12 protein-coding genes are annotated in these 16,543 nt (G+C 47.2%); 11 read left to right on the plus strand and 1 reads right to left on the minus strand.

Features of this window, described 5'->3' with window-relative positions; all coding sequences use genetic code 11:
* Positions 1-183: 183 nt before the first annotated feature.
* The 5 genes from fadB (at position 184) to OW491_RS15965 (ending at position 7,592) form a co-directional block, all read left to right on the plus strand.
* Entirely contained in the window at positions 184-2,316 is a 2,133-nt protein-coding gene (gene fadB, locus OW491_RS15945) for a fatty acid oxidation complex subunit alpha FadB (RefSeq protein WP_290036904.1), read from the plus strand.
* A gap of 82 nt (positions 2,317-2,398) precedes the next feature.
* Entirely contained in the window at positions 2,399-4,177 is a 1,779-nt protein-coding gene (locus OW491_RS15950) for an acyl-CoA dehydrogenase C-terminal domain-containing protein (protein WP_178969142.1), read from the plus strand.
* 58 nt (positions 4,178-4,235) lie between these two features.
* Positions 4,236-4,985 carry an electron transfer flavoprotein subunit beta/FixA family protein gene (locus OW491_RS15955; RefSeq protein ID WP_290036906.1) on the plus strand — a complete coding sequence of 250 codons (750 nt, stop codon included), beginning with the start codon at positions 4,236-4,238 and terminating at the stop codon, positions 4,983-4,985.
* Positions 4,985-5,914 carry an FAD-binding protein gene (locus OW491_RS15960; protein ID WP_290036907.1) on the plus strand — a complete coding sequence of 310 codons (930 nt, stop codon included), beginning with the start codon at positions 4,985-4,987 and terminating at the stop codon, positions 5,912-5,914. The genes OW491_RS15955 and OW491_RS15960 overlap by 1 nt, the downstream gene beginning before the upstream one ends.
* A gap of 22 nt (positions 5,915-5,936) precedes the next feature.
* The gene (locus OW491_RS15965) at positions 5,937-7,592 is read left to right on the plus strand and encodes an electron transfer flavoprotein-ubiquinone oxidoreductase (RefSeq protein WP_290036909.1); all 1,656 of its coding nucleotides are present in this window, start codon (positions 5,937-5,939) and stop codon (positions 7,590-7,592) included.
* Between the two features lie 52 nt (positions 7,593-7,644).
* Here OW491_RS15965 and OW491_RS15970 read toward each other — a convergent pair whose 3' ends face one another.
* Positions 7,645-8,544, minus strand: a complete 900-nt coding sequence (locus OW491_RS15970) for an AraC family transcriptional regulator (protein ID WP_215152377.1) — start codon at positions 8,542-8,544, stop codon at positions 7,645-7,647.
* A gap of 188 nt (positions 8,545-8,732) precedes the next feature.
* On the opposite strand from OW491_RS15970, the gene OW491_RS15975 reads away from it, so the two are divergent.
* The 6 genes from OW491_RS15975 (at position 8,733) to OW491_RS16000 (ending at position 16,417) form a co-directional block, all read left to right on the plus strand.
* On the plus strand, positions 8,733-10,226 hold the full coding sequence (locus OW491_RS15975) for a CoA-acylating methylmalonate-semialdehyde dehydrogenase (RefSeq protein WP_290036911.1): 1,494 nt from the start codon (positions 8,733-8,735) through the stop codon (positions 10,224-10,226).
* Between the two features lie 117 nt (positions 10,227-10,343).
* On the plus strand, positions 10,344-11,501 hold the full coding sequence (locus OW491_RS15980) for an acyl-CoA dehydrogenase family protein (RefSeq protein WP_075178471.1): 1,158 nt from the start codon (positions 10,344-10,346) through the stop codon (positions 11,499-11,501).
* 53 nt (positions 11,502-11,554) lie between these two features.
* A complete protein-coding gene (locus OW491_RS15985; protein ID WP_290037167.1) occupies positions 11,555-12,331 on the plus strand; it encodes an enoyl-CoA hydratase in 777 nt (258 codons plus the stop codon).
* A gap of 20 nt (positions 12,332-12,351) precedes the next feature.
* Complete coding sequence (locus OW491_RS15990) at positions 12,352-13,452, plus strand: enoyl-CoA hydratase/isomerase family protein (RefSeq protein ID WP_290036913.1); 1,101 nt, start codon at positions 12,352-12,354, stop codon at positions 13,450-13,452.
* Between the two features lie 39 nt (positions 13,453-13,491).
* Positions 13,492-14,412 carry a 3-hydroxyisobutyrate dehydrogenase gene (gene mmsB / locus OW491_RS15995; protein WP_290036914.1) on the plus strand — a complete coding sequence of 307 codons (921 nt, stop codon included), beginning with the start codon at positions 13,492-13,494 and terminating at the stop codon, positions 14,410-14,412.
* Positions 14,413-14,521: 109 nt separating this feature from the next.
* Positions 14,522-16,417, plus strand: a complete 1,896-nt coding sequence (locus tag OW491_RS16000; RefSeq protein WP_290036915.1) for an AMP-binding protein — start codon at positions 14,522-14,524, stop codon at positions 16,415-16,417.
* Positions 16,418-16,543 lie beyond the last annotated feature (126 nt).

A 16,543-nucleotide genomic window follows, 5' to 3' on the forward strand; every position in this document is an offset into this window, starting at 1 on the left:
TAGGATGTTGTTGGTCTGTACAGGGGGCCTAAACGTGCCTTTTCAGTAAAAACTGATGTAGGCAATTTAAGTATTTTGCACCTGTGAACCACTATTTTAGTCGATGTTTGGAATGCCCTTTGAGCCATGGATGGCTCGTTTTTAATTCAAGGGCGGCTGCATGTTTACTGTAAAGGAAAAGCGATGTATTTAGGAAAGGCTGTCAGGCTTAACGCATTAGAGAACGGTATCACTGAGTTGGTGCTAGATCTTAATGGGTCATCTGTTAATAAACTTAATCAGCAGACGTTGATGGAGCTAGAAGCGGTGGTAGAGCGTCTACACCAGCCATCTAATGCAGTAACAGGATTATTAATCCGCAGTGCTAAACCAGCCTTTGTGGTTGGTGCAGACGTAACCGAATTTACTGGTAAGTTTCAGCAATCAGACAATGAGCTGCTAGCTTGGGTGCAAAGTGTTCATTCTTTATTTTGCTCGATTGAAAATTTGCCGTTTCCAACCGTTTCAATGATCAATGGCCTAGCATTAGGTGGCGGCTTTGAGCTGGCTTTGTGTACAGACTATCGAGTGATGGCCGACAGTGCGAAAGTGGGCTTTCCTGAGGTAAACCTTGGCATTTGCCCAGGCTGGGGGGGAACTGTCCGCCTGAGCCGACTTGTCTCTATTGATACTGCCTTGACTTGGCTGGTTACGGGTAAGCCACAAGCAGCGAATACCGCGCTGCAACTGGGCGTGGTAGACCGCATAGCGCCACTAGAAACATGTCGTGATTCTGCTATTAGTCTTCTGAATGATGCAGGCGCTAACTATCAAGAAAAGCGGTTACATAAACGCGCACCCGTGGTTAAAAACACATCATGGGATAACGACTTTGCTGCGTTTGTAGATAGCTACTCATCAAAGCTAGATCCGAATTACCCCGCTGCCACTGAAATAATAAATACCGTTAAATCCCACGTGTCATTGCCGTTTGAGCAAGCGCTAGATACTGAGGCGCAAGCGTTTGTACGTTTGGCGAAAGGAGATGCTGCACAAGCGCTGGTCGGTTTGTTTATCAACGAGCAGCAAATGAAGAAAGCGGCTAAACACTGGATGAAGCAGGCGAAACCCGTCGCAAAAGGGGCTGTTTTGGGTGCAGGAATCATGGGAGGGGGTGTGGCTTACCAGTCAGCGGTGAGTGGGGTTCCCATTGTCATGAAAGATATTCGCGAAGACGCGCTAACGTTAGGTTGCGACACGGCAGCTCATCTCTTAGACAAGCTAGTTAAGAAAGGCCGTTTAGCGGTACAAGATAAGCAGCACATACTCGACTCCATTACGCCAACCTTACATTACGAAGGGTTCCGCGATGTTGATGTGGTTGTGGAGGCGGTTGTTGAAAATGCACAGGTAAAGACATCTGTTTTGGCCGATGTTGAAGCCTATATAGCTCCCGATGCGGTCCTAGCATCGAATACCTCTACCATTTCTATTGATTGGTTAGCCCAAGGTTTAAAGAGACCAGAGCAGTTTTGTGGAATGCACTTTTTTAATCCGGTTCACCTAATGCCGCTTGTTGAGGTGATACGTGGGCGCCATACCAATGACCAGACAATTGCTCGTACAGTCGCTTATGCAGCGGCTATGGGTAAATTGCCTATTGTCGTTAATGACTGCCCCGGCTTTTTAGTTAACCGAGTCCTGTTTCCTTACTTTAATGGCTTGAACCGGTTGCTTGCACAAGGCGTCGACTTTGAGCGAATCGACCGGGTGATGGAGGCTTTTGGTTGGCCTATGGGCCCGGCTTATCTCGCTGATGTTATTGGTCTCGATACCATGGTTCATGCAGATCAAGTTCTTCAAAAAGGTTTTCCGGATCGCATGACACATGATGGAGAGCCTGTAATAGAAGCCTTACTCGCTTCAGGCGCATTAGGACAAAAAAATGGGCGAGGTTTTTATGAATACGAGTCCGGTGCAGGTGGCGGGCGAAATAAAACCGCATCCTCAACGGCACGACACATCATTAATGAGCGCCTACAAGCCAGTGATGAAGTTTCGGACGAAGAAATCGTTGATCGTTTAATGATCCCGTTATGTACAGAGTCCATTCGCTGCCTAGAAGACGGCATTGTCACGAGTGCAGCTGAGGTTGATATGGGGTTAATTGCAGGGCTGGGCTTTCCTCGTTTTCGCGGAGGAGCCTTACGTTATGTTGACTCGATAGGGTTGCAGGCCTTTGCTAAAAAAATTGAAAAGTATCATCAACACGGTGCCTTGTATCACGTAACGGATGGGCTTCGTAAACGCATCGAATCAGGCAGCACATATTACTAACCCTGACTCAGCCGTGCCATAAAGCGGCCCTAAGTGGATAAACAAAGGACGGGCTTAAGGCCTACCTTTACAGGAGATAACCATGAGTGATTATAAACACCCTTATCGAGATGCTGAGTTTATATTGAATGAGTTGGTGGGTTTCGACCAGTTGTGTGCCGATGCTGGACTTGAAGACATTAACAGTGAGCTGGCAGATGTGATTCTAACTGAGGCCGGTAAATTAGGAGCCGATGTATTAGCGCCACTCAATTATATCGGTGATACGCAAGGCGCCACGTTAAGCCCGCAAGGGGTTGTGGAGACGCCGGGGTTTAGTGCCGCCTATGCTCAGTATGTTGAAAACGGTTGGCCGTCTTTAACAGCAAAAGAAGAGTTTGGAGGCCAGAACCTTCCCAACGTTTTAGGCACAGCGGTGAATGAAATTTGGCACACGGCTAATATGTCGTTTGCATTATGTCCCATGCTGACCCAAGGGGCTATTGAGTCGTTAGTGCATCATGGTAGTGATGCATTGAAGCAAAACTACTTACCTAAATTGGTAAGCGGTGAGTGGACCGGCACAATGAATTTAACTGAGCCAGATGCTGGTTCGGACCTGGCGGCCATTAAAGCGCGTGCTACCCCAGAAGGTGATCACTACCGAATTACCGGCCAAAAGATCTTTATCACCTGGGGTGATCATCAAATGACTGAAAATATAGTGCATTTGGTGTTAGCGCGTTTGCCGGACGCACCTGCTGGGGTAAAAGGCATTTCTTTGTTTATCGTGCCTAAGTTTTTGCTGGATGAGCAAGGCAACCCTGCTCAGCTAAATGATGTTAGTTGCGTGTCTTTGGAGCATAAGCTTGGCATTCATGGCAGCCCAACTTGCGTTATGAGTTTTGGAGATAATGGCGGGGCGGTTGGCTATATTGTTGGCGAACCGCATCAAGGTTTATCTTATATGTTCACGATGATGAACCACGCACGCCAAAGTGTGGGTTTACAGGGCGTGGCAATTTCTGAACGCTCTTACCAACTGGCGGTTCAATACGCTAAAGATCGACTTCAAGGCACTCGAAAAGACGGCAGCCGTTTCCCTATTATTGAGTTTCCTGATGTGCGCCGCATGTTAATGCAGATGAAAGCGTCAATTGAAGCCATGCGCGGCCTCGCGTATATCGCCGCCGCAGAAACAGATCGAGTACACAGCGCTACTGATACCTCCCAGGCGAAACATCATCAAGATCGAGTCGATTTGCTGACACCTATTGTGAAAGGTTGGATTACCGAGGTAGCTCAAGAGTTAACTTACTTGGGCGTTCAAGTGCATGGCGGTATGGGCTTTATCGAAGAAACCGGTGCTGCTCAGCATTATCGCGATGCACGTATCCTCACGATTTATGAAGGAACAACAGGCATTCAAGCGTTGGACTTAGTAGGCCGTAAAACGCTTATGAATAAGGGAACGGTATTGTCTGCTTTGCTGGATGAAATAGCTCAGGTGCAACAGGAGTTAGCCGCCTCTAGCGCATTACAAAGTGAAGCGCGCGCACTGGATACAGCATTAACTGCAGCTCATGAGGCGCTGCAATGGTTACTCGATAATGCTGAAAAAGACGCCTCTGTTGCAGGCAGCATTAGCGTTAATTTCATGATGATGATGGGGTATGTGTGTGGTGGTTGGGTGATGGGGCAGTCTGCTCTTAAAGCGCAGGCTCTGCTGAACGCGGGACAAGGTGATAGCGCCTTCTTACACAGTAAATTGATTACCTCGGCTTTTTACTGTGATCACTTGTTGCCTCGAGCAACTGGCTTGCTCGCGGTGATTAAAGCGGGGAGTCAAAGTGTTATGTCGTTACCCAATGATCAGTTCTAAACCTTGCTAGGCCATTCATGTGCAGGGAATTAATTAACCAAGAGTAGAGACGTAAGCGATGAAAGTATTAGTAACAGTGAAGCGCGTTATTGATTACAACGTGAAGGTTCGTGTTAAACCGGATAATTCAGATGTCGATTTGGCCAATGTGAAAATGGCATTAAATCCATTTTGCGAAATCGCTGTGGAAGAGGCGGTGCGTCTTAAAGAAAGCGGAAAAGTGTCGGAGGTCGTTGTGGCTTCGATAGGGCCTAAGGCCTGCCAAGAGCAAATTCGCACGGCTTTGGCGCTGGGGGCTGATCGGGGCATCCACATTGACACTCCTGATATGCCCGAATCGTTAGTGGTTGCTAAATTGCTGGCTAAAGTGGTGGAAGCTGAGGCCCCCGATTTGGTGGTTATGGGCAAGCAATCTATCGATGGCGATAACAACCAGACAGGACAAATGTTGGCTGCTTTACTGGGCCGTCCCCAGGCGACTTTTGCCTCGGTTGTTAACCTAGAAGAGGGGAGGGCCGTTGTCACGCGTGAGGTTGATGGGGGCCTGCAAACATTGTCTTTGATGCTTCCTGCTATCGTAACAACGGACTTGCGTTTGAACGAGCCGCGCTATGCCTCGCTGCCCAATATTATGAAAGCTAAGAAAAAACCATTGGATGTTACGACCCCAGAAAGCTTGGGTGTTGAAATGACCGTGCATACCCGTGTGCTGTCAGTAGAGCCGCCGGCTGAGCGCTCAGGCGGTATTCAAGTGAAGAGCGTAGATGAGCTAATCGACAAACTAAAGAATGAGGCAAAGGTGATCTAATGGCTATTTTGATTCTTACCGAGCACGATAATCAGTCCCTCAAAAGTGCAACGCTTAATGCTGTAACGGCCGCAGAGCAGATAGGAGGCGAAATCCATTTGCTTGTCGCAGGTTTTAATTGCGGCGCTGTTGCAGAACAAGCGGCACAGGTTAATGGCGTGAGTCGCGTGATACTTGCGGATAACCAAGCCTACCAGAATGGGCTAGCAGAAAACGTATCGGCATTAATGGTTGAGTTGGCAGGCGATTATTCTCACCTTTTGGCAGCATCAACAAGCCATGGCAAAAATTGCATGCCACGGGTAGCGGCCTTACTGAATGTCGCTCAAATATCTGATATCTGTGGCGTTGAATCTGCGGATACATTTCGTCGCCCTATTTATGCTGGTAATGCGATCGCCACTGTTCAAGCTTTGGATGAGGTAAAAGTTATTACGGTACGAGGTACTGCTTTTGACCCGGCATTAGGTTCGGGCGCATCTGCCACTATTGATTCAATAACATCGGTTCATTTATCAGAAGCGGTGCAATTCGTTAATGAAGAACTTGCAGAATCGGAGCGTCCTGAGCTTACGGCGGCTAACACCGTTGTATCAGGCGGTCGCGGCTTGGGTAACGGGGAAAACTTTGGCTTGTTGGAGTCTCTTGCTGACAAGTTAGATGCCGCAGTTGGGGCATCACGTGCGGCCGTGGATGCGGGCTTTGTGCCTAATGATATGCAGGTAGGCCAAACGGGTAAAATTGTGGCGCCTAATCTTTATATCGCGGTAGGTATTTCTGGTGCCATTCAACATTTAGCGGGTATGAAAGACTCTAAAGTCATTGTGGCCATTAACAAAGATGAAGACGCTCCCATTTTCCAGATAGCGGATTATGGCCTAGTGGCGGATTTATTTGAGGCTGTCCCAGAGTTAACGCAAAAGCTATAAGTTATTCACACAAAGAAAGGTAATGTCTCATATGCGCGAATCTATGGAGTTTGATGTTGTCATCGTTGGAGCGGGACCATCTGGGTTATCTGCCGCGTGTCGGCTCATGCAGTTAGCATCAGAAAACGCTTATGAGCTAACAGTCTGTGTGGTCGAAAAGGGCTCGGAGGTGGGAGCGCATGTTTTGTCGGGTGCGGTTGTTGAACCCCGAGCATTGGAAGAGCTGTTTCCTGACTGGCAGGACCGCGGCGCACCACTGACCGTGCCTGTTAAAGAAGACCAGTTGTTTATGCTACGTAACGCGACTAAAGCCATTAAGTTGCCAAACATGCTTGTCCCCAAAACTATGCATAATCAAGGTAACTATGTAGCCAGTGTTGGTAATCTAAGCCGCTGGTTGGCTGAGCAGGCAGAGCAGTTAGGTGTGGAAATATTCCCCGGCTTCGCCGCTGCTGAAGTACTTTACCGTGAAGATGGCAGTGTTAAAGGCGTCGCTACCGGCGATATGGGGGTGGCGGCAGACGGTTCTCAAAAAGACAGCTATATGCCAGGTATGGAGCTGCATGCAAAATACACCTTGTTTGCCGAAGGTTGTCGCGGTCATTTGGGAAAGCAGTTGTACCAGCGTTTTGACTTAAGTAAAAATGCTGATGCTCAGCATTATGCTATTGGTATTAAAGAGCTATGGGACATCGATCCCACTTTACACGATCCGGGGCGAGTTATTCACGGGTCTGGTTGGCCGTTAGACAACGATGCTAGCGGAGGCTTTTTTCTTTATCACACCGATAACAACCAGGTAGTGGTTGGGCTGATTGTTGACCTAAATTACGCCAATCCTTACTTGAGCCCCTTTGATGAATTCCAGCGTTTAAAACATCACCCTGTTTTAAAGCAGTACTTAACGGGTGGGAAACGTGTTGCTTATGGCGCTAGAGCTATTGCTAAAGGTGGACTAAACGCCTTGCCAGAGATGGCTTTTCCGGGTGGTTTACTCATTGGTTGTGAAGCGGGCACCTTGAACTTTGCCAAAATTAAGGGCACGCATACGGCTATGAAATCCGGCATGATTGCCGCCGAAACAGTCTTTGCATCGTTAAAAGAAGGGGATCAAGGCAGGCAGGTATTAGCGGATTTTAACGTGGCTTTTAAAGGATCATGGTTGTATGGCGAGCTTTATCAATCACGCAACTTTGGGCCTGCATTGCACAAGTTTGGTACTTATTTAGGGGGCGCATTTAACGTATTAGATCAAAATATGTTGGGCGGTAAGCTACCTGTTACGTTACGCGATCTCAAAGAAGATTATGCTCAAATGCGACCAGCTGCTGAGTTTTCACCTATCTCTTATCCCAAACCGGATGGGGTAATTAGTTTTGATAAGTTGAGCTCGGTATTCCTGTCGAATACGAACCATGAAGAGGATCAGCTGTGTCATTTGACGCTGAAAGATCCAGATATCCCGTTAACCGTTAATCTGCCTGTTTACGCAGAGCCGGCTCAACGTTATTGCCCAGCAGGTGTTTACGAAGTGATTGAAGACGCTGATGGGCCGCGTTTCCAGATCAATGGGCAAAACTGTGTTCATTGTAAGACATGCGACATTAAGGACCCTTCTCAAAATATTGTATGGGTATCACCTGAAGGAGGCGGGGGGCCGAATTACCCTAATATGTAATTTGCTTATGTAGAAGAGAACTAAGAGGACATTGGCGTTGCGCAGACTAAAGCTAGGAAGTGTAAGGAAAGGTTCCCATACGCATGCGTCGATACTGACTAGGTGATATCCCCATGATTTTTTTGAAGATACGAGAAAAGTAATAAGCATCCTCGTAACCCACAGCAAAGCTAATCTCATTGATCGATTTGGTGGTTACATCGAGCAGGTGGCAAGCGCGCTCCACTTTAAGATGGATAAAGTGGTTGATTGGAGTGGTACCTGTGAGCTCCTTATATTTTTTAATAAAATGAAATTTAGACAGGCTAACCGTTTCTGCTAACGCCTCAAGTTCAAGTTGCTCATGTACGCGTGCTTGCATCAAGCTATGTACCCGCTCTAGATCGAAATTGTGGGCCGCTTGCTGTTTGGCTAACGGTTGCAGTTGCGCGATGTGAGTCAGAATTTGACGAAGCAGGCTGGCGGTGTGAACAAACGCATTTATGTTGTAGCTATATTGTCGGCATTCGAGTAATGATTCAAAGTCGCTGGTTAATCTAGAATGGATGCCTAAAGGGAATACGTAGTTATTGCTGTTAATCGCAAGATAGTCAATAAAGTCTTCACTTTTATCCCCTGAAAAATGTACCCAGTAAATAGTCCATGGTGTGGCTTCCGAGGCTTTGTATGCATGCGCTACGCCCTTGGGTAAGCAAATAATATCACCGGCTTTGACAGTATGTATTTGGTTGTTAATCGTTAGTTTTCCCTCCCCATCAAGACAGTAAATCATGAGGTAGTCATCATGCTTATTCCTTGACATTGTGTGGTTTAAAGCTTGTTTGTAGTAGCCTAAACCTAGCGGGTAAAGGTCTTTAGCTAATGGATGCTGGCTAAGCAACGACACCATTTTGCGAGGCACAACAAAGCGGCTGCTATCGGGTGGAAGTGGCCAGTCAGACGGTTGGCTCATCGTGTTAGACCTTTGGATTAAAGGAGTGGTTAAAAATAACAATATAGTCCATTAATTCAGCAAGATTATCAATCCCTAGGCTGTAAGTGCTGTGCTTAAATGGTCTTCAATGTAACGCTAGAGCACGATGTTAAGAATAGCTTTAAGCGGTTATCCACCCTAAAAAAATAAGAAATAAGGTACTTATAATGACTCAACAAGTTGCGCTTTTAATTAATGGTGAGCTGGTCACTAGTCAGTCAGACAACTGGATTCCTGTGACGAATCCAGCAACACAAGAGGTGATAGCGCAGGTGCCATGCGCAACAGAGGCCGAGGTAGAGCTTGCTGTCGATGCGGCAAAAGCGGCATTTACTGTTTGGAAGGAAACTCCGGTAGGTGAGCGTGCTCGTTTAATGCTTCGCTATCAAGCGTTGTTAAAAGATCATCATGACGAGATAGCTAAAGTACTGGCTTTGGAAACGGGGAAAACTTTTGAGGATGCAAAAGGCGACGTTTGGCGTGGCATAGAAGTGGTTGAGCATGCTTGTAATATTGCTTCCCTTAGTATGGGAGAAACCGTAGAAAATGTAGCGCGTAAGATCGATTGTTACAGTATTACTCAACCATTGGGTGTGTGTGTTGGTATTACGCCGTTTAATTTCCCCGCGATGATTCCTTTGTGGATGTTCCCAATGGCGATAGCGTGCGGTAATACCTTTGTCCTTAAGCCATCTGAGCAAGACCCCTTAACCCCAATGCTATTAGCTAAGTTGTTCCAAGAGGCTGGTGCACCCGCGGGCTTGTTGCAAGTAGTCCACGGTACTAAAAATGTTGTTAATCAACTCCTAACACACAAAGACACCCCGGCTATCTCGTTTGTTGGTTCGGTGGCCGTGGGTGAACACATCTACCGTACAGGCACGGATCACATGAAGCGTGTACAGGCTTTTGCTGGCGCCAAAAATCATATGGTTATTATGCCGGATGCCGCTAAAAACCAGGTGATTAATAGCATAGCAGGTGCTTCGGTGGGGGCTGGCGGCCAACGTTGTATGGCTATTTCGGTGGCGGTATTTGTTGGTAATGCACGGGAATGGATTCCTGAGGTCCGAGATGCGTTAGCAAAAGTACGCCCAGGTGCATGGGATGACTCTGGAGCTGGGTATGGTCCACTGATTAACCCGCAGGCCAAAGAACGAGTATTGCGATTTATCCAAGAAGGTAAAGACGCCGGTGCCGAGTGTATTTTAGATGGTTCAGACTGTGTAGTTGATGGCTACCCCAACGGTAATTGGGTAGGCCCTACTATGTTTCGTCATGTGACAACAGATATGTCTATTTATCAAGAAGAGATCTTTGGACCGGTACTGATTGCGTTAGAAGTCGAGACGTTAGATGAGGCTATCAAACTTATTAACGATAACCCTTATGGCAATGGAACCTCGATGTTTACTTCTTCTGGTGCGGCTGCTCGTAAATACCAGCATGAGATTAAAGTGGGCCAAGTTGGGATCAATGTTCCCGTACCCGTGCCTTTGCCTATGTTTTCATTTACAGGTTGGAGAAAGTCTTTTTACGGAGACCAGCATGCCTATGGAAAACAGGCTGTGCGTTTTTATACCGAAACGAAAACGGTTACCGCGCGTTGGTTTGAAGATGATATCGATACTGGAGTGAACACCAGTATTAACCTCAAATAAGAGGCAGGTGCCCACGGGTAAAGGTGGGCACTCATTCACAATCAATTACGATCCCTTGTATTAATAAGAATAAAAGTGAGCAAAGCCCAATATGCTTTGCTAACAAAGGAGAGGCTGATGGATTTTGAGCTAAATGAAGATCAAATTGCATTTTCCGACATGGCGCGTGCGTTCTCACTCAATGAGATGGAACCCTATGCTGCAGAGTGGGATCAGCAGCAGATTTTCCCCGTTGAGGTTTTACAAAAAGCGGGTGAGCTAGGCTTTTGTGGTTTGTATACACCTGAGGATGTGGGTGGCTTGGGCTTGGGGCGATTAGACGCCAGCATCATTTTTGAACAGCTTGCCATGGGGTGTACATCCACGACGGCTTTTATCACGATTCACAACATGGTCACGTGGATGATCGCGGAGTTTGGTGATTCAGAAACGCGACAGACGTGGTGCCCAGAATTAACCGCGGGTACGAAACTGGCATCCTATTGTTTAACCGAACCCAATGCGGGCTCGGACGCCGCCTCGCTGAAGACCTCAGCACGTAAAGAACACGATAGTTATGTACTCAATGGAAGCAAAATCTTTATATCAGGAGCCGGTGCAACAGACGTATTGGTTGTGATGGCGCGTACGGGAGCAGAGGGGGCTAAAGGTATTTCGGCGTTTGCGGTCGATGCGAAAACGCCGGGCATTACTTACGGTCGCAAAGAAGAAAAAATGGGTTGGAATAGCCAGCCTACACGATTGATTACATTTGAAGATGTCAAAGTGCCCGCCCAGTGTTTGCTGGGACGCGAAGGTGACGGTTTTAAGATTGCAATGAAAGGGCTTGATGGCGGGCGCATTAATATTGCGACTTGCTCTGTAGGCACAGCTCAAGCCGCACTTAATCGTGCTGTCCAATATATGGGAGAACGCTCACAGTTTGGTCAATCATTGGAAAATTTCCAAGCGCTACAATTTAAGATATCCACTATGAACACGGAGCTTGTTGCAGCCCGACAAATGGTGCGCCTTGCAGCAAATAAGCTTGATAACAAACACCCCGACCGCTCCACCTACTGCGCTATGGCCAAGCGTTTTGCAACCGACGTTGGTTTTAACGTCTGTGATGAAGCGCTTCAAATTTTTGGTGGCTATGGCTACATCAAAGAGTACCCCATGGAGCGTTACGTTCGCGACAGCCGGGTGCATCGCATTTTAGAAGGCACTAATGAAGTTATGAACGTCATTATCGCCCGCCGATTATTACTCAAAGATGCAGCCCAGATTTTATAAGTGAGTCAGTTTTAGGGGGCTCAAGAGAGAGTTAACAAGGAGTCATTGTAATGATGAGTGACACGCTGATAGTAGATAAAAAAGGGCACATAGCGGTTATCACTATGAATAATCCCCCAGCCAATACTTGGACAGTATCTAGTTTAAACCAATTAGTGTCCATGATTGATGCGCTCAATCAAGACGAACAAATTTATAGCTTAGTGTTAAAAAGCAGCAACGAAAAATTTTTTTGTGCCGGTGCTGATTTAAACCTTTTTGCAGATAGCGATCGAACGATAGCCAGAGACATGGCCCGAAGTTTTGGTAAAGCGTTTGAGGCGCTGTCCCAGTTCCGGGGTGTTTCGATTGCTGCGATTAATGGGTGGGCTATGGGCGGGGGGCTTGAAGTTGCTTTAGCGTGTGATTTACGTGTCGCTGAAGAGCACGTTCAAATGGCATTACCCGAAGCTAAAGTCGGTTTGTTACCTTGTGCAGGAGGGACGCAAAACCTAACTATGCTGGTGGGTGAGGGCTGGGCAAAACGCATGATCTTATGTGGCGAGCGAGTCACAGCGCCCAAAGCGCTAGATATTGGCCTGATTGAAGAGATGGTACCCGCAGGAAAATCGCTGGAACGAGCCATGGAAATGGCTGAGCAAGTGGGTGAGCAAAGCCCCAAAGCTGTTGCCGCCTGTAAACAGCTTATCCAATCCAATAGAACGCGTCACTGGAATCAAGGGTACATGCTTGAGCGTGAGTTGTTCGTCGATCTTTTTCATACACAAGATCAAAAAGAGGGCGTTAATGCTTTTTTGAGTAAACGTAAAGCTGAATGGAAAAACCGTTAAGCAGGAAAGGAGGGTAACGCATGACTCACGTTTTATTGGCTGAGCACCCAACACACCAAGGTAAGCGCATTATGGAGATCTGCCTGAATGCAGAAAAGTCATTAAATGCACTGACCCTAGATATGGTACGCACCATTCAAACCGCCTTGGACCAATATGTAACCGATGATTCGGTTGTCGCCATTATATTGGATGGCAGTGGGGAGAAGGCGCTTTGTGCTGGCGGTGATGTGGTCAGCTTATACCGTTCAATATCCGGAGAAGGCGATGCGAGCTTCCCCGAGCAATTCTTTACTGATGAATACCGACTGGACTATACGATTCACACTTACCCAAAACCAATAATTTGTTGGGGAAGCGGAATAGTTATGGGAGGCGGAATGGGGTTGATGAATGGTTGTAGCCATCGCGTGGTGACTGAATCCACGCTTATGGCAATGCCGGAAGTCACAATTGGTTTGTATCCCGATGTGGGCGGTTCTTGGTTTTTACACAGAACACCGGGGCGTACGGGTCTCTTTATGGGGTTAACAGGTAGTCGAATGAATGCCGCAGACGCTTTGTTTTTGAATTTAGCGGATCGTTTCGTGCTGACAAGTCAGCGAAGTGATTTATTAAGCGGCTTGGGGCGAGCAACGTGGGAAGGCGATTTACATGCAGTCGTTAGCCGAGTTCTGCGAGACCTTGAAGAAAACTCCGCCGCTATGCGACAGAGCATTACCTCGCCAGTAAGCACGCATTTTGATGTGATCCAGAAAGTAACCGATCAAGATTCAGTTGAGCAAATAGTAACCGCACTGCTTTCTTTAGATACCGACGATACATGGTTGCAACGTGCACAGAAATCGATAGCTCATGGAAGCCCGCTTGCTCTTCATATGATTTTTAAACAGCTACAACGAACATTGCACATGTCATTAAAAGAGGTGTTTGAGTCTGAGCTCGCGCTCTCGGTGCAATGCTGTCGTTATCGGGAGTTTCCAGAAGGGGTGCGCGCATTACTAGTGGATAAAGATGGTAAACCGAATTGGACGTTTAGTTCGGTGCAAGAGGTGGATCAAACTGTAGTCGAGTCGCTGTTTGTCTCCCCGTGGGCAACCAGTCCATTAGCGAATTTATAGGCTTAATCGGCCAAGAACAAGCGTTATTGGCAACGTTTTATGACACATAATGATAAAAATAAGGACAAAAAAATGGCAACGATAGGGTTTATTGGTTTAGGCAATATGGGTGGCCCAATGGCCATTAATCTCGTTAACGCAGGCCATACCGTTCAGGTATTTGATTTATCAACGGATGCCGTGTCAAAGGTTGTAAATGAAGGGGCAATAGCCAAAGCCACGGCTGTTGAAGCGGTGGCCGAAGCCGATGTGGTTATTTCGATGCTTCCTGCTGGCAAACACGTTTTGGCGCTGTATGTAGAGGGAGATTCGCCGCTATTTGACCATGTGAAAGACGACGTGTTGATAATTGACTCTTCAACGATTGATGCGAGTACAGCAACACAAGTCGCTGCCCAGGCGCAAAGCCGCGGTATTGGTTTTATTGATGCCCCAGTGTCTGGTGGGGTAGGCGGGGCAAAGGCTGGTACGTTGGCGTTTATGGTCGGTGCGAGTGAAGAACAGTTTGCAAAAGCTAAGCCTTTTTTAGCCTGCATGGGTAAGAATATTTTCCATGCTGGTTCGCATGGCGCAGGGCAAATAGCAAAAGCGTGTAACAACATGCTGTTGTCTGTACTGATGGCGGGTACTTGCGAAGCATTAAATATGGGCGTGAAAAATGGCTTAGATCCCGCCGTCCTATCAGAAATTATGAAACAAAGCTCAGGTAATAATTGGGCCTTACAAGTCTACAACCCTTACCCCGGAGTAATGGAAGGTGTTCCTTCCTCAAATGGCTATCAAGGCGGGTTTCAGGTGGATCTTATGTTTAAAGACTTAGGTTTGGCAATGGAGCTGAGCCAATCTAGCGCATCGCCCACTCCGATGGGATCTCAAGCGCGTGCGTTATTCAATATGCACAAGGTTAATGGTCATGGTGGTTTAGATTTCTCGAGTGTTTTAAAGCTCTATCAAGGTTGATCATCCGAATGAGTTAATTGCCAGTGTGATTGTCTTACCTTGAATAGGGCATCACCTTTTTTAGTCTTTATAAATACACCTTCAATAATAAAAAAAATGAGGTCCTTCGATGTCTTATCAAGAGCATTACCGTCGCGCGTTTGAAAATCCCGCGTCATATTGGGCTGAGCAAGCGAAAGCTGTTAGCTGGTTTAGTCCACCCAAAACCACTGTGTTAGAAACTGAAAGTGGCAGTTATTGCTGGTTCCCTGATGGGGAACTTAATAGCTGCTATCTAGCGGTGGATCTGCAAATAGAACAAGGGCGAGGTGAACAAGTCGCGCTGTATTATGATTCGCCTGCTACCGGTGTTAAAGAATCGATTACCTACAATGACTTGCAACAGCGTGTCGCTCGTTTTGCCGGTGCTATGAAAAATAACGGCATAGAAAAGGGAGATCGTGTTGTTATTTATATGCCAATGATCCCAGAAGCTGCCGTGGCTATGTTGGCCTGCGCTCGATTAGGGGCTGTACACTCGGTAGTGTTTGGCGGATTTGCCGCTAATGAGCTTGCTATACGTATTGATGATGCTACACCAAAATTAATTCTTACGGCTTCGTGCGGTATCGAGTTTGATAAACAAATTCCTTATAAACCGCTAGTGGATAAAGCGGTTGAGTTGGCTGTTCACAAACCTGCGCATACCGTTGTTTATCAACGATCGATGTTAAAGGCGCAAATGCATCCTAGCCGTGATATTGATTGGGACGAGTTTCAGGCACAAGCACAACCGGCAGAGTGTGTCGTTGTGAACGGGAAAGATCCGCTTTATGTACTCTACACCTCGGGTACCACAGGCCAGCCTAAAGGCATTGTAAGAGACAACGGTGGAAACGCGGTCGCACTTCGTTACGCATTTAACCACGTGTACGGCATGAAGGCAGGGGACGTTTGGTGGGGAGCATCTGACATTGGTTGGGTGGTAGGGCATTCATTTATTGTTTACGGCCCCCTAATGGGAGGTGGAACAGCCGTTTTCTATGAGGGCAAACCTATCCGCTCGCCTGATGCTGGAGCGTTTTGGCGCGTTATCGAAGAGTATAAGGTTAATTCAATGTTCTGCGCGCCTACGGCTTACCGCGCTATTCGCAAAGAAGATCCCGCAGGAGAACTCGCTAAAGCGTATGACTTAAGTAGCCTGCGTTGGGTTTTTGTTGCTGGTGAAAAACTGGATTGCTCAACCTATGAGTGGCTCAGTGGTTTGCTCAATGTTCCAGTCATTGATCATTGGTGGCAAACAGAAACAGGCTGGCCTATGACTTCCCCCATGATGGGCTGGGAATCGCCTTCCGAGACGCGCTTGGGCTCAACTAATAAAGCTATTCCTGGCTATGATATCCGGGTGTTAGATGGCACCGGCAATGAATTAGCTGCCAATGAAACTGGCAATATCTGCGTTAAACTTCCTATGCCTCCAGGAGTCGCTTGGAGCATTTGGAATCAGCCGCAGCGCTATAAAGAAGCCTATCTATCGGCTTTCCCGGGTTACTACCACACGGGTGATGGTGGCTTTAAAGATGATGATGGCTATATTTACATTACAGGCCGTACTGATGATGTCATTAATGTATCTGGACATCGCTTATCAACTGGAGAAATGGAAGAAATTGTTTCTGCTCACCCTTGTGTTGCTGAGTGCGCGGTCATTGGGGCAAGTGATTCGCTTAAAGGTCAGGTTCCGGTTGGGCTTGTAGTGCTTAAATCAGATGAGGATATTGATGAGGCGCAGTTAGAAGAAGAGCTCGTTGCGCGTGTACGTGAAGAGGTAGGCGCTTTAGCGTGCTTCCGTAAGGCGGTTGTTGTAGAGCGTTTGCCGAAAACCCGCTCAGGGAAAATTTTACGGGCCGTGCTGCGAAAGATTGCTGCCAATGAGCGTTATAAAATGCCATCAACGATCGATGATGAAACTATCCTGCCTGAAATTGAAGAAATCCTAGCAAGGCGCGGGGTTGTGCGCGTTTGATTATTGAGTCGCTAGTGTGAACGTCTACTGATAAAGAGCTCCTAACGGGGCTCTTTTGCTAAGTTTATCCAGCTCGCTGTTCAGTTGTTTGTGCCCAGTCAGCATAGTGCAACAGACTATCCTGTT

Source organism: Neptunomonas sp. CHC150 (assembly GCF_030397555.1).
GTDB lineage: Bacteria > Pseudomonadota > Gammaproteobacteria > Pseudomonadales > Balneatricaceae > Neptunomonas > Neptunomonas phycophila.